We start from the raw sequence: 26,628 nt of genomic DNA, 5'->3' as shown, positions 1-26,628 counted from the left end.
TAGTGAAAAGATAAAAAATGGTAACAAAAAAGAAGGGAAATGGCAGACCCTTCTTTTTTGTTAATCATTTACATTATATTTTATTTTCCGTAGTAAGCTTTTTTATATAAATCAACAAGTTCCTTTACTAAAGGTAATCTTGGATTAGCTGTTGTACATTGATCTTCAAAAGCTCTATCTGCTAGATAATCAACTCTATTTAAGAATTCTTTTTCATCTACTCCAAAGTCTTTTATTGTAGTTTTTACATTAAGTTCTTTCATAAGTTTTCTAACTGCGTTAGCTAATGATTTAACTCCTTCTTCTGGTGTTTTACAAGGTAAACCAAGATGTTTAGCTACTTCAGCATATTTTTCTGGTGCTATAAATTTCTCATATTTAGGGAATGAAGCAAATTTACTTGGTGTAGTGCTTCCATTATATTCAATTATGAATGGTAATAATAATGCGTTAGCTGCACCATGAGGTATATGGAATTCTCCACCTAATTTATGAGCTAATGAGTGGTTTACACCTAGGAATGCATTTGTAAATGCCATACCAGCCATACATGAAGCGTTATGCATCTTTTCTCTAGCTACAGCATCATTACCATTTTTGTAAGCTCTTGGTAAATATTCAAATACTAATTCTGCGGCTTTTAATGCAAGTGCATCAGTGTAATCAGAAGCTAGAACAGAGACATAAGCTTCTAATGCATGTGTCAATACATCGAGACCAGTGTTTGCAGTTACACCAGCAGGTACTGACATAACGAAATCTGGATCTATTATTGCAACATCTGGTGTTAATTCATAATCTGCAAGAGGGTATTTAATACCTTTTTCTTTATCAGTAATAACAGCGAATGAAGTTACTTCTGAACCTGTACCGGATGTTGTAGGTATTGCAACAAACTTAGATTTAACACCCATTGGTGGGAACTTGTAAATACGTTTCCTAATATCCATGAATTTAAGTGCCATATCACTGAAATTAGCTTCTGGATGTTCGTAGAATAACCACATTCCTTTTGCAGCATCCATTGCTGAACCACCACCTAAAGCAATAATTACATCAGGATCGAATTTTTCCATCATTTCAGCACCTTTTTTAACTGTTTCAATAGATGGATCAGGTTCTACCTCAGTAAATAGTTCACAGTGAATATTATCATTTCTATTTCTAAGATGATAAAGTATTTTATCAACATATCCGAATTTAACCATATATGGGTCAGTTACAATAAAAGCTTTTGTTATATTAGGCATTTTACTTAAATATTGTACTGCACCTGGTTCAAAGTATATTTTTTCAGGAATTTTAAACCATTGCATATTCACTCTTCTATTCGCCACTCTTTTCTTATTAATTAGATTAACTGCTGTAACATTTGATGTTGTTGAGTTTTTACCGTAAGAACCACAACCTAATGTAAGTGATGGCATGTTTGTATTATATATATCACCAATTGCTCCGTGAGTAGAAGGAGAGTTAATGATAATACGTCCTGTCTTCAATCTTGAAGAGAATTGTTTAATTACTTCGTCATCATTTGAATGAATAACTGATGAGTGACCAAGACCACCTATCTCTACCATCTTTTCACATAACTCAATTCCTTCTTTTGCATTTTTGGCTTTTATAATAGCTAATACAGGAGATAATTTTTCTTTTGATAATGGATATTCATGTCCGACTCCATCTATTTCACAACATAAGATTTTTGTATCTTCTGGTATATTTATATTAGCGAGTTTTGCTATCTCGTAAGGTGATTTACCAACTATTGCTGGATTAACAGCGCCTTTTTCAAGGTTAATAACAACACCTTCTAGTCGTTTAGTTTCTTCTTTTGTAGAGAAATAACAATTTTGTTGTTTCATATAATCTGTAACTTGTTTGTATACAGGTTCTTCAATGATTGCTCCTTGTTCAGATGCACAAATCATACCGTTATCAAAAGCTTTAGATAGAATTAAATCTGTAGAAGCTCTTTTAACATCAGCAGTTTTTTCTATGAAGCAAGGTACGTTACCAGGTCCTACACCAAGAGCAGGTTTACCTGTTGAATAAGCTGATTTAACCATTCCAGATCCACCTGTAGCAAGAACTAAAGCAACTCCAGGATGATTCATTAATGTATTAGTTGCTTCTAATGATGGAGTTTCTATCCATTGGATACAGTTTTCTGGTGCACCAGCTTTAATAGCTGCATCTCTAACTATTCTTGCTGCCTCAGAAGAACATTTTTGAGCTGATGGATGGAAAGCGAAAATAATAGGATTTCTTGTTTTTGCTGAGATTATTGCTTTAAATAATGTAGTTGAAGTTGGATTAGTGACAGGTGTTACACCAGCAACAACACCAACTGGTTCAGCAACTTCCATATAATCTTCTTCTTTATTATTACTAATGATTCCTACTGTTTTTTCATATTTAATACTATGGTAAATATATTCTGTAGCAAAAATATTTTTTGTTATTTTGTCTTCATATACTCCTCTGCCAGTTTCATCGACAGCTAATTTTGCTAGATACATGTGTTTATCTAATCCTGCAAGTGACATTTCTTTAACAATGTTATCTACTGTTTCTTGATCGAGTTTTAAGTATTCATCTAATGCTACTGTAGCCTTTTCTACTAATTCATCAATCATTTTTGGTACATTAATACTTGGTTTTTCACTAGTTTTAGTTACTTTTGTGTTTGCCATACTTTAACCTCCTAAATAAATTCATATATTAGTTTTCCCTATTTTGATATTATAATGCGATTTGAGTCGCGTTATTAAATTGATTTTCAATGTTTAAACGTTAAATAATTAACAATGTATTTCAAAAAAATATTACACTGATATAATAACAATTTGATAATCTTTTGTCAATATCAAATAAAAATTTTAACAAAACATAGTGTACATTTTAACTATAAATACAGTATACACATAGGCATTTTGCACATATAAAATAATTATATTTATGTAATGTATATAAATTAATGCTATTGCATTATAATATATAGATGCATTTTGATTTACATAAACTATAAAATATATTTAAAAATAGTTAAATTTATAACAATTATATGCTATTAAGAAAACTCTTTGATAACTAAACTATTGTAAAGAGTAATATTAATTTTATTAAGTATGGATTTAAAAATTAGATAAAAATAAAAGACATAATATTATTAAAAAATGTAATAATTGAATATTATTTTTGACATGTTTTTATATATTATAGGTTTATCATATATAATCAAAAAGTGGGAAAGAGAGGTAAAAAGCTTAAGAAATAAGAACTATTTTATATACAAAAAGTAAACTATAATTAACGAAATAGGTATTAATTCCTAATATAAAAATAACCTGCGTTTCAGGGGGGGAATAAAACGCAGGTTGAGGGGGGTATTAGATGATGTACCATATTTATTGAGGCTTATTTCCTAAACCAAAATCCTCATAAATCAAACATTGTAAATAAATGGTACATTAATAATGATTTCCATAATAAGTCTTTTTATTCATTTATTTCAATTTTAATTGAAGATACTATAAAAAAATGATATGATTATATCAACTGTAAAGATCGATTTTATTAATATTGAATTTGTTATACTTAAATTATGATTTTATTGATTTTTATAGGTAAATAATAAAAGAGTTTAGCTGTTTTATAGGTGGGATTTAATGAGAAGAGTGATGATAGACAATTTAAAAGGTAACGAAAGAGTAGCACGGCCTGTTTATTCTTTAAATGGTAGCTTTCTTTTATCTAAAGGGATTCATATTAAGAAATCTTATATAATCCGATTAAAAGAGCTAGGAGTAAATTATATATATATAGAAGATGAATTGTCAGAAGGTGTCGAATTAAAAGATTTTATAGAAGAAAAGACACGAGAAAACTGTAAAAAGGAAGTTAAAAAAGTTCTAGAAAACTATAGTACTCAAGGGCATTTAGAATTAACGAATATTGTTTCAGCCGCGCAAGATATAGTTGAAGATGTGTTATCGCAAAGGAATATAATTGTTAATTTAGTAGATATCAGACGGAAAGACGAATATACATATGCACATTCAGTTAACGTTTGTGCTTTGGCGGTATTATTGTCAATCAAGTTGGGCATTAACAAAAACAGAGTAAGAGATATAGCCATAGGAGCTCTGTTACATGATCTAGGTAAGGTTCTTATACCGGAAGAAATTCTAAATAAACCAGGTAAACTTAATGTAAAAGAATTTGAAATTGTAAAGCAACATGTAATTTATGGATATGAAGCTATATGCGAAGCATCATGGATAAGTTCTATATCAAAAGTTATTATACTGACACATCATGAAAATATTGACGGTTCTGGATATCCCTTTGGGTGGAGTGGAAATAAAATTAATAGTGCAACTAAAATTATTACAATATGTAATGTTTTTGATTCTATGGTGACAGAAAAACCTTATAGAGAGGCATACAAAATATATGAGGTCATTGAATATCTTGTTGCTAACAAAGGAAGATTATTTGATGAACATTTGGTAGATGAATTCATTAAATATATTGCTGTGTATCCTTCTGGAATGGGTATTATAACTAATGAAGGTAAAAAGGGAATTGTTTTAAGACAAAATAATGGTTTTCCAGCAAGACCTGTAATAAGAGTTTTAGAAGACGAAGATGGAAAATATGACGAATGGGTAGAAGTTGATCTACTTGAGAATAAAAAAGTTTTTATTGTAGATACTTATGAAATATAGATTGATTTTTTAGTTGAAAAGAGACATAATATATATTATAATAAATTAAATAGTGATTAGTACCATGATGGAAGCTAAGATTAAGGTAGTTTTTTCAGAGAGTCAGGATTGGTGAGAACTGACAGAACGAAATAATCCCTCCACTTCCTTAGTACCTAACGAAGAGTTAGAGGTTGGTAGCCTTTATATTACTAACAAAGAGATTGCAGTAACATGCAATAATTTGGGTGGCAACGCGGATATCCTTTCGTCCCATTAACGGGCGAAGGGTTTTTTTGTATTTTTATTTAATAGTAAAGTTTTACGAGGCGTCGCCTCTTTAAAGTTTATTTCAAAAAGGAGTGAAAAAAATGTTAGATATTAAAATGTTAAGAAATAATTTTGACGAAGTAAAAAAAGCATTGGCTAACAGAAAAGAAGAGTTCAATCTAGATTTATTTAAAGAGCTTGATAGCAAAAGAAGAGAATTATTGCAGGAAGTTGAACAATTAAAGAATAAGCAGAATGTAGTATCAAAGCAAATACCAGCTATGAAAAAAGAAGGCAAAGATGTAAAAGAAATCTTAATCGAGATGAAAGAGCTTTCTACTAAGATTAAAGAAATAGATGTAGAAGTTAAGAAGGTTGATTCTGATTTATATAATTTTATGTTAACTATCCCTAATATCCCTAATGAAACAGTACCACAAGGTGATACGGATGAAGACAATGTAGAAATAAGAAAATGGGGAGAGGTAAGAGATTTTGGGTTTGAACCAAAAGCACATTGGGATATCGGTAGTGACCTTGATATCTTAGACCCAGAAACAGCTGGTAAAGTAACAGGTGCTAGATTCACTATATACAAAGGTTTGGGAGCAAGATTAGAAAGAGCAATAATTAACTTTATGCTAGATTTACATGTTGATAAACATGGTTATACAGAAGTTTTTCCACCTTTTATGGTTCATAGAAAAAGTATGATCGGAACAGGACAGTTACCTAAATTTGAAGAGGATGCTTTTAAGGTTGAAGGTACAGATTATTTCCTAGTTCCAACAGCTGAAGTTCCAGTAACTAATATGTATAGAGAACAAATACTTGATGGATCTAAATTACCTATAAAACATTGTGCTTATACAGCATGTTTTAGAGCAGAAGCTGGTTCAGCAGGACGTGATACCAGAGGATTGATTAGACAACATCAATTTAACAAAGTTGAATTGGTTAAATTCGTGAAACCAGAAGAATCATATAAGGAACTTGAATGTCTTACAAGAGATGCAGAAGAAGTATTACAACTATTAAACATTCCTTATAGAGTAGTTAAGATATGTATGGGAGATCTTGGATTTACAGCGGCTATGAAATATGATATTGAAGTGTGGATGCCAAGTTATAATAGATATGTAGAAATTTCGAGCTGTAGTAATTTTGAAACATTCCAAGCTAGAAGAGCTAACATTAAATATAAAGATAATATTAAAGATAAAGCTAAATTCATTCATACATTAAACGGAAGTGGTGTGGCTGCTGGTAGGGCTACAGCTGCTATCCTTGAAAATTGTCAACAAGAAGATGGAAGTATTATTATTCCTGAAGTGCTTAGAAGATATATGGGTGACTTAGAAATAATTAAATAGTTGAAGATAATATACAAACAGGGCTTAATTATAATACATTTTCATTTGCTAATAGACTAAAATGTTAATGTATAAAATATTATAATTAAGCCCTGCTTAATGCGTATCAGTAGAATATGTAATCTAATCATTGAAAAGTGATGTAACGAGGTCTATAGCCATCTGATTAACTACTTTGTAAGTGATTTCTAGTCCTTTACGCTCACCAACAATAATTCCTGCAGATTTTAATTTGGAAATATGTTGTGATACTGTTGATTGAGGTATCTTTAAACAACTTTGCATAAAAGATACATTGCATCCTTTATTCCTAATTAAACCATTAACAATACATAGTCTGGTAGGATGACCTAATACTTTTAAAATCTCAGCTGCTTCATAATATTTATTTATATCTTCCATATAATATTATCCCCCTATTAAGTCCTTGCCCTTAGCGTTTTAAATCAATCATATATACATTTTAGCAAATATAGTTATTTATGTAAATATATAGATTAAAAAATGTATTAATTTCTACAGAATAGTATAATCAATCATGTATAAAAAGTTCATTATCTAGCGTAAGCTATTAATTTTAAGTGTAATAATTTAATTATAGCAAAGTTATTCTTTTATTTTCTCTCAATCTTTACAATATCTAGTCGCTTTATTATATCATAAGATAGTTCTAATTTTAAGTATATTAATATAGAAGTATCAATATGTGCTAATGATAAGAAGTATTATCTAGGAGTATAACTTGGATATAATGGTTTTTCTTTTTATGTAATTGGTAATAGTATTGTTTAATTTTCAATTTGGCACTAATATAATAGTATTATTTTAATATTATTTAGAAAATAAATCAAAAAAGTGCTATTTACAAGCAATGTTAAGGATATGCTATAATTATGATAGGTAAACATATTTTAATAGACTATCAAGAAGGATGGACAAAAATGAGAAAAGTTATTCTAAGTATAGTAACGGGTATATTGAGTTTAGTATTAATATTTAGTCTATTTCTTTCATTCTTATATATGAAGGACTTCGATTACAATAGTAAGAACATAATAACTAATGAGAAAGATGTACCAAAATATCATCTTATGGTTATATCTAATGAAATGGATAGCATGTCAGGTGAGGCGTTTCTGAATGGACTTAATGATGCTAGTCATAAGATGAAAGTAGCATTAGAGGTTAATAATGTAAAAAAAGAAGATGTAGATGAACAATTGGATAATATTAATATAGCTATCGCATCAAAAGTTGATGGAATTATCTTACAAGTTACAGATAATGATAAGATAAAAGAAGCAATTAATCATGCTGTTGATATGGGGATACCTGTTATAACCGTTTTTGAAGATGTACCCACTAGTAGAAGACAGAGTTATGTAGGTTCCAATTCTTTTGAGATCGGAAAAAAAGCAGGAAGATTGGTTAGTAATGCAATCAATAGTAAAGGGGATATAGCTATCATTCTTGACAATATTCAAGAAAATAATTATCTGGAAACATCTAAGAATCTTATTCTATCTGGGTTCAAAGATATTATTAATCAATATGATGATATGGAAATCAAGAAAGTTGAAGAATCTAAGTTGGGATTATTAGGAGCGGAAGAAATCATTAATAGAATAATAAACAGCTATCCAGATATTAGCGCGATTTTTTGTAGCAGTATTAAAGACACCATAGGGGTAGCTCAGGTTATTGTAGATCTTAACAAAGTAGGAGATATTTCTATAATCGGTTATGGAGATAGCGAAGAATTACTTAAATATATAGATAAGCATGTCATTTATGCATCTATAGTTGATAATCCTTATGATATAGGATATAAAAGTATAGAGGCCATATTGGATGTTATGACAAATGGAACAACATCATCTTTTTACGATACTGGTGTTAATATTATTACTAAAGATAATATTGATGAGTATACCCAAGAGAGACAAAGTAAAGAAGGTGATGATATTTGAAAATAATAGATAGATTATTCAGTTTGAATACTATTCGTAGGAAGATGATAGTTTATTTTTTAGTTACCATTTTATTAATAAGTATAGTCAGTATCTTTACATTCATAATGTCGAGTAAATTTATGAAAAAGATGGAATCCATGTTTGTTTATGGAGTTGTCCTTACAGATTTGTCTGAAACCGTTACTAAAGTAAATACCAATCTCAATAATTATCTATCGACTAAGCATTCTGATAGCCTCAATAATTATCTTAGATATAGTGATGAATTAAGAGAAAAATCAAAGGATATCAATAAAGGATTGTCCTATGACGAAAATAGATTATTAATAAAAGATATTGCATATATGATAGAAACATATCTAGACGAGGCAGATAAAGGAATAGCTGCAAAAAGAGGACGTAATATAGACGAATATCTATCAGTATATACTACTACGACTAAACTAGAAAGGTACATCGATGAATATATCAACAAAGTTAATTTCAATGAATTCAATAGAAATACTAAAGATTATCTAAATATAAAAGAGAAATTAAAGATTTTACAGCAACTAAATATTATATTGATTTTAGATGTTATAATATTAACTATTCTAATTATTTATTCTACGACTTACAAGATGACAGAACCCATAATAAAATTATCACATAATGCAGAAGAGATAGCTAAAGGAAATTTTGATATAGATGAAGTAATCGTACCTACTAATGATGAAATTAAAGTAATGGCGGTAGCTTTTAATAAAATGAAATCTAATATCAAAGAATATATTAAGCAACTTAGGAATACTGCACAAATGGAAGCCAAACTTATGGATCAGGAACTTCAAAATCTAAAGATGAAAAATCTTTTGAACAATGCTGAATTACAAGCACTTCAATCACAAATAAATCCACATTTCTTATTTAATACTCTGAATGCAGGAGTTCAACTAGCAATGATGGAGGGTGCTGATACGACTAGTAATTTTTTAGAGAATATGTCTGCTCTATTTAGGTATAATATTAAAAAGTTGGACAATCCAGTAACATTGAAAGAAGAAATAGAAAATATAAAATCATATTCTGAATTACTAAAAGTGCGTTTTGGGGATTTTATTGATTTTGAATTCAGTATTGACAATGATATTTCTGGTTTATTTATGCCTCCATTGATTCTACAGCCTTTAGTCGAAAATGCATGTATTCATGGAGTTGGTGATTTAGAAGATGGTGGGAAAGTGCGAATAGTTACTAGGAAGGAAGAAGGTTATGGGCAAATAATTATAGAAGATAATGGTGTAGGCATGAGTAGACAGGATATAGAAAAGGTGTTGAAAGTCACTACTCAATCTAAAGTTCTACAAAAAGCTAAAAAGGGGCATACTACAGGTATAGGACTTGGAAATGTTATTCACAGGTTACATCTCTACTTTGGAAGAAAAGACATTGTACAAATAATAAGTGAAAAAGGTATGGGTACTAAGATAATTATTAACATACCTTTCAAAAACAAAGATATTCTAACAGAGGGTGAGGAGATTCGTTGATATGTATAAACTATTAGTGGTTGATGATGAGCAGATAGTTGTAAATGCTGTAAAATTTATTGTTAACAAGAATTTTGATAATGTTCAAGTGATTGATAGTGCAAGAAATGGTAGGGAGGCCATAGAAAAAGCTAGTAAACTTAATCCTGATATAGTTTTTATGGATATAAGAATGCCAGGGATTAATGGTATTGATGCAATTAAAGAGATAAAAGAAAGGAATAGTAGTGTTCAGTTTGTTATTTTATCTGCCTATGAACAATTTGAATTTGCAAAAGAAGCAGTTAACTTAGGAGTCAAGGAATATATTCTAAAACCAATAAATAGATATAAACTTATAGATACATTAAACAATATTATTGATGATTTATCGGAGAAGGAAAAAAAGAGAAAAAGAGAGTTAGAAAATATAGAAAAATTACAAAACATACTACCAATACTTGAAAGTGGATTCATATACTCTATATTAATGGATAAAGAATTTGGGGAAGAAGTAAAGAGATATAGAGATTTATTTGATCTAGGGGATAATGGTGGTTATATAATGATCATAGAATTCGGAGAAGGTGAAAAAGCGGCATCTCTGACTAATAAAATTGGTTCTAGTGTAAAAAGTCAGAAATTCTATCCAGGCATTAGAGATATGTTGAAATATAGATGTAAATGCCTTATAGGTCCTACAATTATCAATAGGATCATTGTTTTTGTAGCAACAAAAGAACACGAAGACGAATATAAGCAAAGACTTGATGCCATCGGAATGGCTGAAGATATTGCAAAAAAGTCTATGAAAAATACAGATGTAGAATTCTTTATAGGTATCGGAGGCTATAGTCAAATTGAATACCTACATAATTCTTATGAAGAAGCTTTGAAAGCTCTTAGAGACAATAGCGGCGAACATGTGGTTCATATAATGGATGTAAAAGAGGTAAAAGACAATTCTCTTGATAAATATAATGAACAATGCAATAGATTGTTAAATAGCATTGAAAACGCAAATAAAGAGGAAGCACTATTATTGCTTAACAAAATATTTGATAATATATCAAAATTAATACCTATCAATAGAAAGAGTAAGATGATAGAATTAATTGTACTTATATATCAGATGGCCTATAACATGAATATCCCATCAGATATATATATTGATTATTCTTCATATCTTCAAGAAATAATTAATCTAGAAGAAGAAAAAATCCAAAGATGGGCTATAAAAAGAACAAAGCATATTATAAAAATGGTAGAAGAATATAAGCAAAATAAAGTAAGCAAATTAATTATGGATGCAAAAGATTATATTGATAAACATTATAGTAACGAAATCACTTTAGAGGAGGTTTCAAAAGTTATAAGTATAAGTCCTCAATATTTCAGCAGGTTATTTAAAGAAGAGACAGGGTATAATTTTATAGAATACTTGACGAAAATTCGTATTAAAAAATCCAAGTCTCTTATAAAGAATTCTAATAAAACAATCAAACAGATTTGTTATGAAGTAGGATATAATGATCCAAATTACTTTAGTAGGTTATTTAAGAAAATTGTTGGTATATCGCCTACAGAATATCAGAAAGACTTATAAAAAGTATAGGGGGTAATACTTTATGTCAGTAAACAAGAAATTAAAGGTCATAATAGTAATTGTTAGTTTATTGATTATTATTGTAGGTACAATAATAGTTCTTAATATTAACTCCAAAGAAGACAAAAAAGTTGAAGATGATACTATTAAAATAGGATTATCTATAGATTCACTCGTTATTGAAAGATGGCAGAGAGATAGAAATATATTCGTGGCTAAAGCTAAAGAATTAGGTGCTGAAGTATTGGTTCTCAATGCTAATGAAGATAATGATACTCAGATAAAACAAATTAGGTACTTGATTGACCAAGATGTAGATGTTCTAGTTATCATTCCATATGATAAAAATGGTATAACTGAAGTTATTAAGTCTGCTAGGAAGAAAGGGATAAAAGTAATATCTTATGATAGATTGATAGTAAATGCAGATGTAGATTATTATGTATCCTTTGATAATGAAAAAGTAGGACAATATATGGCCGAAAGTGTGTTACAGGCAGTTCCAAAGGGAAACTATGTTATTATCAATGGTTCAAGTAAAGATAATAATAGTAAAATGTTCAATAAGGGAACTATAGATACATTGAAACCTTATGTGGAAAAAGGTGATATTGATATAATAAAAGAAGTATGGGCTGAAGATTGGAGAGAAGAGGTAGCATATTCATGTATTGAAGAAACTTTGTCAGAAGGAAAACAAATTGATGGTATTATCGCTGCTAATGACCGTTTAGCAGAAGGGGCAATTGAAGCATTAGCGGAAAATAGAATTGCAGGAGATGTTGCGGTGGTGGGACATGATGCAGATTTATCCGCATGTCAGAGAATTGTTGAAGGAACTCAACTTATGACAGTATATAAACCTATTAAAATTCTAGCTGAAGCAGCAGCTGAAATAGCTTTTAAAATAGCACAAGGAAAAATAATTGAAAACGATACACTTATAGATGATGGAACATATTATGTCAAGTACATCAAATATGATGTTATACCTGTAACTAAGGATAATATTGAAGAAACTATCATAAGAGATGGTTTTCATATAAAAGAAGATATATATAGAAATATACCGGATAGCGAGTGGAAAGATTAATTTAATATATGATGGAATAATTTAATATTAAAATTGTACTATATGTTAAACTCATTAAAAATAACAAGTTAAAATAAGTAAGTTATTAATAATTTATTCTAGAGCCTTTAGGGCTCTTTTTTATTACAATGTATGTAGATAAGGAAAGCACCTTATAAAGTAATTATAAAATTAAACGGAGGGATATTATGAGAAAAAAATTAAAGATGATGTCACTTATTATAGGGCTTACAATGTTAACTTCATTATTTGCAGGTTGTTCAGCTAAGAAGGATGACAAAATCGTTATAGGTCTATCACTTCCAACACAACAGGAAGAAAGATGGGTAAGAGATAAAGAGAAAATGGAAGCAGTAGCAAAAGAATTAGGGGTAGAATTAAAAGTCCAAGTGGCTAATAATGATTTATCACAACAAGATTCACAAGCAAAGAACCTTATAGCTCAAGGAGTAGATGCTCTAATAGTTGCTCCTCAAGATGCATCAGCAGCAGCTTCAATTGTTGATGAAGCAAGCAAAGAAGGTATCAAAGTAATTTCTTACGACCGATTAATAATGAATACAGAAAACATAGATGTATATATATCATTCGACAATGTTAAAGTTGGAGAATTACAAGGTAAATATATTACAGATTTAGTTCCAGAAGGAAATTATTTCCTAATGGCAGGTGCACCAACAGACAACAATGCAACATTATTCAAAGAAGGTGCTATGAAATACATTCAGCCACTTGTGGATAGTGGAAAAATCAAAGTTTTAGTAGACCAGCCTGTTGATGACTGGAAGCCAGAAAATGCTTTAAAGATTGTTGAGAATGCTCTTACAGCTAATAATAATAAAGTAGATGCTATATTAGCTCCTAACGATGGTACTGCTGGTGGAGCAGTTCAAGCTTTAGCGGCACAAGGACTTGCTGGAGAAGTACCTATTACAGGACAAGATGCTGAACTTGCAGGAGCAATTAGAATTGTTGAAGGTACACAAACAATGACTATATTTAAAGATACAAGATTATTAGGAGAAGAAGCTGTAAAAGCAGCAGTAGCATTAGTTAAAGGTGAAGAATTAGAAAAAGCTAATCAAACTGTTAATAATGCATCAGTTGACGTTCCATCTATTTTATTAACTCCATATGCAGTTGATAAAGATAATATAGATGAATTACTAATAGATAGCGGTTACTTGGAAAAAGAAGATGTATATAGAGATTAATATATTATAGTTGATGATATAAGAGTTTTTGATGGTATAACAGTATAAATTCGGAGAAGAGATGGATTATTTCTTCTCCTTCAAAATTTTAGTGATGAAAGGCGGTGCTTAGCATGAATGACTATATACTTGAGATGCAAGATATAACTAAAATTTTCCCTGGTGTAAAAGCTCTTGATAATGTTAATTTTCAAGTAAAAAGAGGAGAAATTCATGCTTTAGTAGGAGAAAATGGTGCAGGAAAATCTACTTTGATGAAAGTACTAAGTGGGGTTCATCCATATGGTAGTTACACAGGAAGAATAATGCTTGATGGAAAAGAACAAAGATATAATGGTATAAAAGAATCGGAAAATGCAGGTATAGCTATCATATATCAGGAACTTGCACTAGTTAAAGAGATGAATATAGCAGAAAATATTTATCTCGGTAATGAAATCAAGAAAATGGGTATGATAGATTGGAACAAAACAATAGCCAATACTTCAAAATTATTGAAAGAAGTCGGATTAGACGATAATCCGTTAACTAAGATAATAAAACTTGGAATAGGAAAACAACAATTAATTGAGATTGCGAAAGCTATATCTAAGAATGTCAATATCCTAATATTAGATGAACCTACAGCAGCATTAAATGAGACAGAAAGTGAAAACCTTCTTAATATTATTAGAGGACTAAAGAGTAAAGGTGTTACATGCATTTATATTTCCCATAAATTAAATGAAGTAAAAGATATAGCAGACAATATAACTATCCTTAGAGATGGTCAGACTATATCAACAATGGTAAATGATGATAGTATGACAGAGGATAAAATAATATCCTTAATGGTAGGTAGAGAATTAACTCAGAGATTTCCACGAAAAGAGCATAAACCGTTAGAGCCTGTACTTGAAGTAGACAATCTAACTGTATATAATCCAGAAATGCCTGATAAAAAAATGCTAGATAATATTTCTTTCACTGCTAGAAAAGGAGAAATATTAGGTATTGCAGGGCTTATGGGAGCAGGAAGAACAGAACTTGCTATGAGTCTATTTGGTTCTTATGGAGTCAATAAATCTGGAACGGTTAAGATTGAAGGAAAAGAAGAAGTCATCAATAATCCTAGAACAGCTATCAGAAAAGGATTATGTTATCTATCAGAAGATAGAAAAGTAAATGGACTTGTTCTGGGAATGGATATAAAAGAAAATACAACATTAGCTAATCTGCACAAAATATCTAGAAATGGTGTAATAAATGACAATGAAGAGATTAAGATCACTAATCAATACGTAAAAGCTCTAAAAACTAAAACGCCATCAATAGAACAGAAAGTCAGTAATCTAAGTGGAGGTAACCAACAAAAAGTTGTTTTAGCCAAATGGTTAATGGCTGATCCAAAGGTTCTTATACTAGATGAACCAACTAGAGGAATAGATGTAGGAGCTAAATATGAGATATATAATATTATGAATGAGTTGGTAGAAAAAGGTGTTTCCATTATTATGATTTCATCTGAACTTCCTGAGATTCTAGGGATGAGTGATAGAATTCTTATTATGCACGAAGGTAAATTGACAGGTGAACTTGATTATAAAGAAGCATCACAAGAGGTAGTTATGCAATATGCAACGGGAGGGATGTAAAAATGTCTAAAGAAAATGGAATTATAAATCTTATTAGAGTATCACTAAGGAAAAATATAAAACAATATACTATGTTCATAGCATTAATCGGATTGATGATCATATTTACAATACTTACTGGCGGTACATTCATAATGCCAAGGAACTTATCCAACCTATTCATTCAGACATCCTATATAGCGATTCTAGCCTGTGGTGTTGTATTAGTCATTGTTGCCGGTCACATTGATCTATCAATTGGTTCAGTAGTAGGATTTCTAGGAGCAGTAGCTGCAACTTTGCAAGTCAATTTGCATTATGGAACTCTACTTACTATAGTATTGACTTTATTTGCAGGTCTACTTATTGGATTATGGCAAGGTTATTGGGTTGCTTACAGAAATGTACCTGCATTTATTGTAACTCTTGCGGGTATGATGATTTTCAAAGGAGCTCTTCTAGGTGTAACTAATGGGGCAACCATTGCTCCCCTAGATGATAGTTTTAAAGCTCTTGGTCAAGGATATATTCCAAATATCGGCTCTATAAATATAGGTTCTGCCTCTATTAATATGACAACAGTTATTATAGGTATAATTGCTATTATTATCTATAATATTTTAGAAATCAAGAAAAGAAGGGAAAGAAAAAAATATAAATTCGATATAATACCAAATAACTTACAAATTTTAAAAATGCTTACTATATCTATAGCTATAGCAATTTTCTTTGGTATAATGGCATCTTATAAAGGTGTACCTTATTCTATCGTATTAGTTTTGATAGTGGGTATTTTATATACATTCCTTACTAAGAATACCACTTTCGGTAGACATGTATATGCTATTGGAGGTAATAAAGAAGCTTCAAGATTATCAGGTATCAATATCAAACAAAGGAATCTATTAATATTTGCATCCATGGGAGTATTATCTGCATTAGGAGCTATCATTTTTACAGCAAGATTAAATGCTGCAAGTGCTTCTGCTGGAGCAGGACTTGAACTTGAAGTTATAGCATCAGCAATTATCGGTGGAACTAGTACCATGGGTGGAGAAGGAACTATAGTAGGTGCAATAATTGGTGCATTAGTTATGGCAACTCTCAACAATGGTATGAGTTTAATGAATGTAGGTCCGACTTGGCAGTATATCGTAAAAGGACTTATACTTCTATTAGCGGTTTGGGTAGATATATCAACCAAGAAGAAAAACTAAATAGGAATAATTGGATAATAGTTAATAACTCAACTTTTTCACTTTATAATATTCTTTAAGAAGCTTGCCTATAGTTGTTCTTATGTGAAAAAGTTGAGCTTATTTAATAAAATTATTAAAAAATTTTCAATGGGATTTACATAAAATATATTATGTAATCTTATCTGATATTAATACTATCAAGACATATATTCCTTACCCCATTTGCATAATTCAGCAAGAATATTTTCAAGTGATAACCCTCTTTCTGTGGGTATATATTCAACTTTTGGGGGAATAGTAGGATATGCTTTCCTATATATTAGCCCATCTTCTTCAAGAAGCTTTAATTCCGAAGATAAGACTTTATGACTGATCTTAGGTATAATCTTTTTCAATTCTCCATATCGTATAGGCTGATTTTTAATTATATGCCATAACATTATTGCCCGCCATTTACTTCCTATTACTGTCATTGTAAAACCAATAGAACATATAAAATCTTTTTGTCTGTTTTTAAGGTTGGGAAAAACTTCTAAAGCTTTATCATTCATTACATATCACCTCTACTTTCATAATGGTTAGTTACTGATTAAAATGTGCGTACTTGCATTATATTATAATTATTCTATAATAATGTATATAATATCCTATGTAAAGATATTTTACATAGATTTAATTAATTTAGTGAGGTGCAATTACGTGAAGAAAAAATACAATCTATATCAAGTCGATTCTTTTACAAAAGAATTATTCAAAGGAAATCCTGCAAGTGTTGTAATTAACGCAGATGGTTTAACTTCTCATATGATGCAGGCTATAGCAAGAGAACTTAATAACTCTGAAACTGCATTTGTATTTTCTTCAGATAGTGATAAATATGATGTTTATCTTCGCTATTTTACTCCTACTAAAGAAGTCCCCATATGCGGGCATGCTACTATAGCAGCACATTATGTAAGGGCATATGAAAAGCAATTAAACAGCATGAGAGTTATTCAAAAAACAGGTGCAGGTATATTACCTGTGGATATAGTAAAAGAAAATGACGATTATAAAATAATAATGACTCAAGGCAAAGTAGAATTGGGTAATTATATATTAGGCGAAAATAGAGAAATATTATTATCAGCACTAAACATAACAGAAGATGATTTAGCTGAGAATTGTCCTATACAGATAGTATCAACAGGTCATTCGAAAGTTATGATAGCTATTAATAACCTAGAATTACTTAACAACCTTGAACCTGACTTAATTAAACTTGCTAATCTAAGTGAGTTGATTGACTGTAATGGTTATTATGTTTTTACTTTAGATTCTGATGAGAAAGATATTCTTGTAAAAGGAAGAATGTTTGCTCCTGCAATTGGAATAGTGGAAGATCCTGTGACTGGTAATGCTAATGGTCCATTAGGAGCTTATCTGGTTCATCATAAAGTAGTTGATTATACTGATGAAACATTTAAATTCAAAGCTAAGCAAGGTGAAGCAATGAATAGAACTGGTACAATGGAAGTTCACGTTAAGACTTATAATAAAGAACCTATAGAAGTAAAAATTATAGGGGATGCTATGATAGTTTTTAAAACCAGTGTATATATAAATATTTAATTAAGATAATTGAATAATTCCCTTCTACTGATTTCTATAGCACAATATGCCTAATTCAATCTACCATTATAAACTGCATATTGTGCGTATAGAATTAAGTTGGAAATTATGCAATTTTATATAAATTTAATGAATAAAAATAAATGTACCATTTATTACTATAGCTGAAATAGCTCTTTACAGGTACTTTGGTAAATTATTATATTGAATTTTTATAATATATACTCTATAATATAAACAATATTTAGACAGGAGGGTACTATAATGGACAAAAAATGGAAAATAGAAACTAAAGCTGTACAAGGCGGATATGAACCAGGTAATTCAGAACCGAGAGTGTTACCGATATATCAGAGTACAACTTATAAGTACGATACTTGTGAAGAAGTAGCGAAATTATTTGATTTACAGGCAGCAGGTCATATGTATTCAAGAATAAGTAATCCGACAGTAGAGGCTCTAGAGAAAAAAATGGCTATGCTTGAAGGCGGTGTTGGAGCTATGGCTACTTCATCTGGACAGGCAGCTACATTGTTATCTATTATGACTATATGTACAGCAGGAGAACACTTATTAGCAGCTAATACTCTATATGGTGGATCATTTACTTTACTTAAATCTACATTAAGTAAATATGGTATCGAAGTTACTTTCGTTGATCCTGAACTCAGCCTTGAAGAACTTAAGACTTATGTAAAACCTAATACAAAAGGTGTTTTTGCAGAGACTATAGGTAACCCTAGTCTTAATGTTCTTGATTTTGATAAATTCTCAACATTAGCACATGATAATAATGTTCCACTAATAGTGGATAATACTTTTGCAACACCATATCTATGTAGACCTTTTGAACATGGAGCAGATATTGTAGTTCATTCTTGTACCAAATATACTGATGGCCATGCAACAAGTGTAGGTGGTATGATAATTGATAGTGGTAAGTTCAATTGGGATAACGGAAAGTTCCCAGAAATGACAACTCCAGATGAAAGCTATCATGGAGTAGTGTATGTTAGAGATTTTAAAGAGGCTGCATATATTACCAAAGTACGTGTTCAATTACTAAGAGATATTGGAGCGACAATGAGCCCATTTAATGCCTTTTTGATGCATATCGGATTGGAGACACTACCACTTAGAATGGAACGTCATAGTGATAATGCATTAGCAGCTGCTAAGTGGCTTGAAAAAAATGATAAAATAGCTTGGGTTACTTATCCAGGCTTAGAAAGTCATCCAACTCATGAACTTGCCAAGAAGTATTTGTCAAATGGATGCAGCGGAGTTTTAACATTTGGTGTTAAAGGTGGAAGAGAAGCAGGAGAAAAGCTTATAGATAATCTTGATTTAATTAAGTTGGTTGTTCATGTAGCTGATACTAGATCTTGTATTTTGCATCCAGCCAGTACAACTCACAGACAATTAACTGAAGAAGAACAGATTGCTTCAGGTGTTAAGCCGGACCTAATTAGATTTTCAGTTGGTATAGAAAATATTGAAGATATCATTAATGATCTAGAAAATGCTTTAGAGCAATTATAATTTATTTAATATATGGCTAGACATTTACTATATGTAATGTTACTATAATTCTACATATAATTTTATAATAGTAGTTAAGTATGTAGAAGAGTGGTGAAGATAATGGAGCAATATTTGAGTGCAGTTGGTTTTAAAGATTATGTAGAGAATAAGAAAATAAAAGATATTGTGCAAAAAATTATAAATAATCCTACGGAGAAATATATTTCTAATTATGGTAAAGATAAAATTAAGGTAGAACTTCTTAAAGAATACGGTGACACATTTGGTATAATAGTCAGAGGAGAATTAGATGAAAATGAAGAAATGAAAATTTTTTCTGTTATACCATACAAAAAAGGTAAATTACCTATGGATATTGATGAAGTTGATGTGATATATTCTGATAATAAAGATGATTATTATGTATATTTTGAAGATATAAAAACTGGTAATCCCATTACTTTTTATCTTCAGAATGTAGTTGATTATTTAGATATAGACGAAGATGAAGAAGCTTATGTGGAGAACATAAGATTAGTTGCATTATCCACGGAAGGTACAGTAATATTACCTATAAATAAAGACCAAGTAGATAAGAATCTGGAACAAGAAGAAGAAGAGTGGAGAGCTAATCTACTAGAACTTGCTAGGGATGGTGACGAAGAAGCACTTCAATTATTGGAAATTGATGCTGAACAGTCAGCGGAATTATTCAAAGTAAGGACAAAACATGAAGATCTATTAACCATATTAGAAGGATTTTTTATCCCATACGGGCTAAATGATGCTGAGTATTCCATATTGGGAACAATAGAGGATTTTAAAATAAAAACCAATTCTTTAACCAAAGAAAAGGTATATATATTAGATTTGATATGCTTGAATTTTAAATTGCAAGTTTGTGTTAACAAAAAAGATTTAGTCGGTGTTCCCTCAAAAGGTATGAGATTCAAAGGTATATGTTATGTTGAGGGTTATTTGGAATTTAGTTGAAAATAAAAGTTACTTTATAAAGTGTACAGTGATGTACACTTTTTTTCTACGAAACTTATTCGGTAATCTTAAGAAATATTAATTTCTTAGTCTTAATTCTGTTGAACTTGATATATATAGGTTAACAAATCTCATAATATTACACAATATAAAAAAATCATACATTCAAAATTATAAATAGTTTATATTATTCTTAAAATATTTTCAGGTATAAAAAAATATTTAAATAGAATAATAATAGTGTAAAGACAAGGAGGATAAATAGAAATGAAGTGTCGACTAGGATATGTTTCTCTAGCTTTGAATTTAGAAAAAATCACATCATCGAGTGTTGTTACCTATAGATATTATAAAGGACTTACCTCAGAACAAAAAATAAACAAGTTAAAGAAAGTTACATTATCCAACTTACAAGATTTAGAGAAAATTTTAACCTATAATATGGAGAATGATATTCATTTCTATAGATTAACATCTAATTTAATCCCTTTAGCTACTCACCCAGATGTAAAAGACTGGGATTATAGAAAATATTTTAACATTGATTTCAAATATATAGGTAATATCATAAAAAAGTATGATATGAGGATAGATCTACATGCAGACCAGTTTAATGTAATAAATAGTACCAATAAACAAATAGTAGAAAAAACAATAACTAATCTCTATTTTTTAGCAATGATATTAGAAGATATAAATCTTAGTAATTCTAAAATTATTATTCATGTAGGCGGTTCGAGTGGTGGTAAAAAAGAAGCACTAAATAGGTTTATTACTAATTTCAGGCTTTTCCCTAAAATTATTACCGACAAAATTATTATTGAGAATGATGATAAGACTTTTAACATTATTGACGTTCTAAATCTATGTAATAAATTAAAAGTTCCTATGGTATTAGATGCACACCATTATAAATGTAATAATGAAGGAGAAAAATTAGAAGACTATATTGAGGATATATTCAATACCTGGAATAATGATGTATGGTTACCCAAAATTCATTACTCAAGTGGAAGAGATGATAAATTAGATAGAAAACATTCAGATTATATATTTGCGAATGAATTTGTAGACTTCATTGAACTTGTAAAAAATGAAATAGATAGAGATTTTGATATCATGCTTGAGTCAAAGAAAAAAGAAAAAGCTTTATTTAAGCTAATGGATGACCTAAAGAGGTTAAAAGAAAATTGGAATTATATAGATAAAACAACATTTGAAATAGTGAGGTGAAAAAATGTTTATGCCCAAAAGAGTTTTGATAGAAAAAGATGCTCTAAAGTATCCCTTGGGAGAAGAGCTATATAACAATTTCAAAAATAAAGATATAGAACTTATAATGCTGGAAACTACCAGAACAAAAGGTATTCCTGGATCTACTAAAATGGAAAAATATAAGCAGGGTAAAAATACTCTAGTAATAGGTGTCAAAAAAAGTTTAACTTTCCAGACATGCAAACCTTCTGCCCATTATCAATTACCCCTTGTAACAGGATGTATAGGTCAATGTGAGTATTGCTACCTTAACACCCAGCTAGGAGATAAACCATATACAAGAATATATGTGAACATAGATGAAATACTAGACAGAGCTAAGAAATATATAAATGAAAGAGAGGGAGAAGTTACAATATTCGAAGGAGCGGCAACGTCAGATCCTCTACCTGTAGAACCATATACCCATGCACTCAAAAAAACTATTGAATTCTTTGCAAAAGAAGAACTAGGAAGATTTCGCTTCGTAACTAAATTCACTAATATAGAAGATATAGTCAATGCTAAGCATAATGGACATACTACAGTAAGATTCAGTTTAAATACAGACAAAGTTATTAACACCTATGAACACAGAACCCCTAACGCCAAAAATAGAATCCAAGCAGCTGCCAAAGTCCTAAATGCAGGCTATCCAATAGGCTTTATAATAGCTCCCGTATTCCTTTATGACAATTGGGAAACAGAATATAGTATGTTAATAAAAGATCTAAATAATAGTCTACCTGTGGATAATCATAAAAATATAACTTTCGAAATAATATCCCATAGATATACCACCAAAGCCAAAAATAGAATCAATGACATATTCCCAGAAACCAAACTTCCCATGACCGATGAAGAAAGAACATTCAAATACGGTCAGTTCGGTTACGGTAAATATGTTTACAACAAAGACCAACTATCTGAAATGAAAACCTTCTTCACCAACGAACTATCAACATATTTCTCTGATAGCGAAATAAAATATATTATCTAATATAACCAATCTCTAATTATTAAAACCTAAATGAAAATAAATAAGATGATTTACTTTTATCTAACTAATAAACAGTAAATGAAAACAAAAAACAGAACAAAAAAGGATAAATAGTTAGTTTTACGAAGTCCGATCCTTCAGGAGTAAGGCGAAGTAAAACTAACTATTTATCCCTAACGTATATTTCCGTGAACTATATAAACTAATCAATCACTATATCTATAATTAACGTATCTTTCTGTGAGCTAAGATAAAACTTAACTTAAAACAAGTTTATTTTTAAATATCAAACAATCCTTTAATCTCATCCTCACTCAATTTAGTCAACATAGTCTCCCCTGGCTTAATAATAGAATCAATCATAGATTTCTTCTTCTGTTGCAACTGATATATCCTTTCTTCTATAGTACCAGCAGTAATTAACTTGAAAACCTGAACAGACTTATCCTGACCTATTCTATAGGCTCTGTCAGTCGCTTGTTCCTCTACAGCTGGATTCCACCATGGATCATAATGAATAACCATATCAGCACCAGTCAAATTAAGTCCTGTTCCACCAGCTTTCAAAGATATAAGAAAAGCGCTAGTATCACCATCATTAAAATCTTTTACTAGATCTCTACGGTTTTCCGATTTAGTAGAGCCATCTAAATAATAATTAGTTATTCCATTAGCATCAAGTAAGTTTTTAATTATGGCAAGCATACTTGTGAAACTTGAGAATATAAGCATCCTATGTCCACTTTCAACTGCATCTGTAACTAATTCCAACAACAATTGTAATTTGCCGCTATCACCTTTATAATCTTCAATAAAAGTTCCAGGATGACAGCATATTTGTCTAAGCCTTGTAAGTGCAGCTAATATTTTCATTTTACTTTTATTAAAACCATTGAGAGTGATTTCTTCAACAATCTCTTTCTTCGTTTTTTGTAAATATGCTAAATAAATCTTTTTTTGATTATCAGTCAAATCAGTTGATATCTTAGTTTCTATTTTAGGAGGCAATTCGGTCAATACATCTGTTTTAAGCCTTCTAAGTATAAATGGATTTATTTGGTTATTGAGCTTTTTAAGAGCTTCCTGATCATTATTTTTAATAATGGGACGTTCATAATTTGATGTGAATTTCCTATTACTTAATAAATAACCTGGTAATATAAAGTCAAATATGGACCATAATTCAATTAAAGAATTCTCTATAGGTGTACCTGTTAAAGCAAACCTTACTTTTGAAGGAATGAGTTTTACAGATTTTGCATTCAGCGAATTAGGATTTTTAATATGTTGTGCTTCATCAATAAAACAGTATTCGAACAAGTAGTTGGAATAGTCTTCTATATCTCTTTTTAATAGACCATACGACGTTATAACAACATCATTCTCATCAATATCTACAAAAAGCTTTTCTCTTTCCTTTTTGTTTCCAGTTAATATCAAGACTTTTAAATCAGGAGCGAATTTATTGATTTCATCAGCCCAGTTGTATACAAGGGAAGTAGGGGCAATAACCAATGAAGGATTTTTAGTTTCTGTAGATTTGATTAGAGCGATTGATTGTAAAGTTTTACCAAGTCCCATGTCATCAGCAAGTATTCCTCCAAATCCATAATAAGATAAAGATTTTAACCATATGAAACCATATTTTTGGTAATCTCTTAATATATTCTCTAGCTCTTTAGGTGGAGAGAATTCTTTATCTACAGGATTTATGATATCATTAACTAATTTATTGAAGCCTTCATGTCGTCTTAATACATTCACTTTCTTTTCTTTTAACAAAGTATCAAGATAGAATGCTCTATATTTAGGAATTTCTATAACTTTGTTTTTAAAGTCTTTTGATGATAAATTAAGTTCATTTATTATATTGGATATGTTTTTGGTTTCTTGATTATCAAGAGGTAGGAATCCACCATTTTTTAATTTATAGTAGCGTTTTTTCTCTTTTAGTGATTTAATTATTGAAACCAATTCTTCTTCGTCTATACCATCAATATTAAAAGATATTTCTAACATATTAGAATCTTGGCTTAACCTAATGCCACCCTGCATATTAAAATCTTCTTTGATATGGATATTCTTAAAGCTTTCTGAGTAGTATACAGTAGCTAATTGTTGCAATCTAGGAAGATAGTAATAAATGAAATCATATAAGGAAGTTTCATCTTCAATAGTAAAAAAATCATTTTCATCTAGTTTAATACATGAAGATTCTCTTAGAAGATTAAGAATACGAGCTTCTCTTTTAATATCTTGTACTAAAATTATATCTTTTGGTAAATCAGGTTTATTCTTGGGTATAATACCAATTTTGTAATCCCCATAAATAAAATCAATGGTTCCTTTTACAGTATCATAGTATTTATCAAGATAAATTTCACAAGAGAATTCTCCTGTATATAGTTTCTCGGATATTTCTTTATCCATAGTAACTGTTCCTAATTCTTTTAGGACAGGAAGTATTGTTGATACGAATTTGTGTTTATAGTTAAAACTGAGTTCTATTGATTTAGTTTTGTTATTGAATGTTTTATCAATAACATGAAATAGCTCTTGTTTTTCAGGAGATAACTTATAAATATTATTATTGTAAAATACATATTTGCAATCTCTAGTTAATCTGAAGAATTTACCATTGTTTTTAACAGTTATTGTAAATACATTATTTGATTTTTTTACTTGGAATTCCATATTGATATCATTATCGATAATGTTACAATTCCTATAGATAATATCGTTATAATTAATATTGAAGTTCTTATTTTCAAGGATAGACAGTGTTTTATTAATGTAAGTTTCAGGTAGAGCTATATTGTTTTTATAACCGGTATAATCATTTTTGTAGACGGTATCTCTACTTATGAATTTTTCAGTTTCAAAATAATCTCCAAGTATGTCTATAAATTCTTTGTCAGCATTATTGAAATAATGGTGGTCAGTATTAAAAATGAATTCTTTACCAAAAGTTAAACTGCCGCCAGATTTATATTTCTTATAAAATTCTAAGAAGTTTCTCAATGTATATAAGCGTTTTTCTCCTATTCTGAGATTATAAGATGATGAATAATAGTTATTATATATATTAACTGGGAAAAAAGTGATTTCTATATTAACGGGTATTTTTTTGATTTTTTTAGTAGTCTGTCCTATGATGGCTTTGGAAAAATTTTCAATTACATTATCATATGAATTGGTAATATAATTTTTGTTGAATTCATCTTGTCTATATAAAATAGTCAATAATGAAGCTACAATATGTTTACAGGCACCATAATATTTTTGGAAAGCTTTGCAATCGCATTCCATATAATTGATTTTTCCAGTGTTATGGTCAAATTCTAATAAGACTTTATATAAATCAGAACCCTTGACTTTTATGTCAAAAAAATCTGTATAAAAGTTAATGTCTTGAACATGACCTTTATTATAATATTTAACACCTTTCATGAAGGTTCTTTCATTACATAATCTTCTTATATCATCAAGAGAAAATTGTATCACTATTTCACCTACTTTAAATAGACTGTCTAATATAAATTAATTTTACGTTATCTATTATTATAACAAAAATAGGCTATTGTTAAAAGTATTTTAGGCTGTATTTCTTAATCTTATAAAAATTGGTAGTTTTTTATATACAGTAAACAATAAATATTTCTATACACACATAAAAAGAAAGGAG

18 protein-coding genes are annotated in these 26,628 nt (G+C 29.7%); 14 read left to right on the top strand and 4 right to left on the bottom strand.

Annotation, left to right across the window (positions count from 1 at the left end; genetic code table 11):
* Positions 1–80 precede the first annotated feature (80 nt).
* Positions 81–2,696 (bottom strand): bifunctional acetaldehyde-CoA/alcohol dehydrogenase, encoded by a 2,616-nt coding sequence (adhE, locus tag QMG30_RS13965; protein WP_281816347.1) that lies wholly within the window; start codon positions 2,694–2,696, stop codon positions 81–83.
* A gap of 975 nt (positions 2,697–3,671) precedes the next feature.
* Between adhE and QMG30_RS13960 the strand changes: the two genes are divergently transcribed.
* Both QMG30_RS13960 and serS read left to right on the top strand, forming a co-directional pair.
* The gene (locus QMG30_RS13960) at positions 3,672–4,733 is read left to right on the top strand and encodes an HD-GYP domain-containing protein (RefSeq protein WP_281816344.1); all 1,062 of its coding nucleotides are present in this window, start codon (positions 3,672–3,674) and stop codon (positions 4,731–4,733) included.
* A gap of 350 nt (positions 4,734–5,083) precedes the next feature.
* Complete coding sequence (gene serS, locus QMG30_RS13955) at positions 5,084–6,355, top strand: serine--tRNA ligase (RefSeq protein WP_281816342.1); 1,272 nt, start codon at positions 5,084–5,086, stop codon at positions 6,353–6,355.
* A 123-nt stretch (positions 6,356–6,478) separates the two neighbouring features.
* On the opposite strand, the gene QMG30_RS13950 is transcribed toward serS, so the two are convergent.
* Complete coding sequence (locus QMG30_RS13950; protein WP_281816341.1) at positions 6,479–6,757, bottom strand: ArsR/SmtB family transcription factor; 279 nt, start codon at positions 6,755–6,757, stop codon at positions 6,479–6,481.
* A 539-nt stretch (positions 6,758–7,296) separates the two neighbouring features.
* Between QMG30_RS13950 and QMG30_RS13945 the strand changes: the two genes are divergently transcribed.
* The 7 genes from QMG30_RS13945 (at position 7,297) to QMG30_RS13915 (ending at position 16,579) form a co-directional block, all read left to right on the top strand.
* On the top strand, positions 7,297–8,325 hold the full coding sequence (locus tag QMG30_RS13945) for a substrate-binding domain-containing protein (protein ID WP_281816339.1): 1,029 nt from the start codon (positions 7,297–7,299) through the stop codon (positions 8,323–8,325).
* Positions 8,322–9,857: a sensor histidine kinase gene (locus QMG30_RS13940; RefSeq protein WP_281816337.1), complete on the top strand. Its 1,536-nt coding sequence runs from the start codon at positions 8,322–8,324 to the stop codon at positions 9,855–9,857. Before QMG30_RS13945 ends, QMG30_RS13940 begins: the two co-directional genes overlap by 4 nt.
* A 1-nt stretch (position 9,858) precedes the next feature.
* The gene (locus tag QMG30_RS13935) at positions 9,859–11,442 is read left to right on the top strand and encodes a response regulator (protein ID WP_281816335.1); all 1,584 of its coding nucleotides are present in this window, start codon (positions 9,859–9,861) and stop codon (positions 11,440–11,442) included.
* 22 nt (positions 11,443–11,464) lie between these two features.
* On the top strand, positions 11,465–12,535 hold the full coding sequence (locus tag QMG30_RS13930) for a D-xylose ABC transporter substrate-binding protein (protein ID WP_281816334.1): 1,071 nt from the start codon (positions 11,465–11,467) through the stop codon (positions 12,533–12,535).
* Positions 12,536–12,723: 188 nt separating this feature from the next.
* Positions 12,724–13,749: a sugar ABC transporter substrate-binding protein gene (locus tag QMG30_RS13925; protein ID WP_281816333.1), complete on the top strand. Its 1,026-nt coding sequence runs from the start codon at positions 12,724–12,726 to the stop codon at positions 13,747–13,749.
* A gap of 113 nt (positions 13,750–13,862) precedes the next feature.
* Positions 13,863–15,383, top strand: coding sequence for a xylose ABC transporter ATP-binding protein (locus QMG30_RS13920; RefSeq protein WP_281816332.1), 1,521 nt, complete (start codon positions 13,863–13,865; stop codon positions 15,381–15,383).
* Between the two features lie 2 nt (positions 15,384–15,385).
* A complete protein-coding gene (locus tag QMG30_RS13915) occupies positions 15,386–16,579 on the top strand; it encodes a sugar ABC transporter permease (RefSeq protein WP_281816328.1) in 1,194 nt (397 codons plus the stop codon).
* A gap of 179 nt (positions 16,580–16,758) precedes the next feature.
* Here the strand turns inward: QMG30_RS13915 and QMG30_RS13910 are convergent, their stop codons facing one another.
* Positions 16,759–17,112 carry a winged helix-turn-helix transcriptional regulator gene (locus QMG30_RS13910; protein WP_281816326.1) on the bottom strand — a complete coding sequence of 118 codons (354 nt, stop codon included), beginning with the start codon at positions 17,110–17,112 and terminating at the stop codon, positions 16,759–16,761.
* Between the two features lie 148 nt (positions 17,113–17,260).
* Here QMG30_RS13910 and QMG30_RS13905 point away from each other — a divergent pair, with 148 nt between their 5' ends.
* The 5 genes from QMG30_RS13905 to splB all read left to right on the top strand — a co-directional run bounded on the left by QMG30_RS13905 (position 17,261) and on the right by splB (position 22,943).
* Positions 17,261–18,172 (top strand): PhzF family isomerase, encoded by a 912-nt coding sequence (locus QMG30_RS13905; RefSeq protein ID WP_281816323.1) that lies wholly within the window; start codon positions 17,261–17,263, stop codon positions 18,170–18,172.
* A gap of 264 nt (positions 18,173–18,436) precedes the next feature.
* Positions 18,437–19,714 (top strand): O-acetylhomoserine aminocarboxypropyltransferase/cysteine synthase family protein, encoded by a 1,278-nt coding sequence (locus QMG30_RS13900; protein ID WP_281816320.1) that lies wholly within the window; start codon positions 18,437–18,439, stop codon positions 19,712–19,714.
* Positions 19,715–19,816: 102 nt separating this feature from the next.
* Positions 19,817–20,689: a DUF3881 family protein gene (locus QMG30_RS13895; RefSeq protein ID WP_281816318.1), complete on the top strand. Its 873-nt coding sequence runs from the start codon at positions 19,817–19,819 to the stop codon at positions 20,687–20,689.
* A 267-nt stretch (positions 20,690–20,956) separates the two neighbouring features.
* The gene (gene uvsE / locus QMG30_RS13890) at positions 20,957–21,922 is read left to right on the top strand and encodes a UV DNA damage repair endonuclease UvsE (protein ID WP_281816317.1); all 966 of its coding nucleotides are present in this window, start codon (positions 20,957–20,959) and stop codon (positions 21,920–21,922) included.
* A gap of 10 nt (positions 21,923–21,932) precedes the next feature.
* Positions 21,933–22,943, top strand: a complete 1,011-nt coding sequence (splB, locus tag QMG30_RS13885; RefSeq protein ID WP_330680748.1) for a spore photoproduct lyase — start codon at positions 21,933–21,935, stop codon at positions 22,941–22,943.
* Positions 22,944–23,222: 279 nt separating this feature from the next.
* On the opposite strand, the gene QMG30_RS13880 is transcribed toward splB, so the two are convergent.
* Positions 23,223–26,447 (bottom strand): DEAD/DEAH box helicase, encoded by a 3,225-nt coding sequence (locus tag QMG30_RS13880; protein WP_281816314.1) that lies wholly within the window; start codon positions 26,445–26,447, stop codon positions 23,223–23,225.
* Between the last annotated feature and the right edge of the window lie 181 nt (positions 26,448–26,628).

This window comes from Vallitalea longa, from assembly GCF_027923465.1.
Taxonomy (GTDB): domain Bacteria; phylum Bacillota; class Clostridia; order Lachnospirales; family Vallitaleaceae; genus Vallitalea; species Vallitalea longa.
The sequence above is the reverse complement of the archived record's forward strand: the minus strand, read 5'-3'. Positions and strand labels throughout refer to the sequence as shown.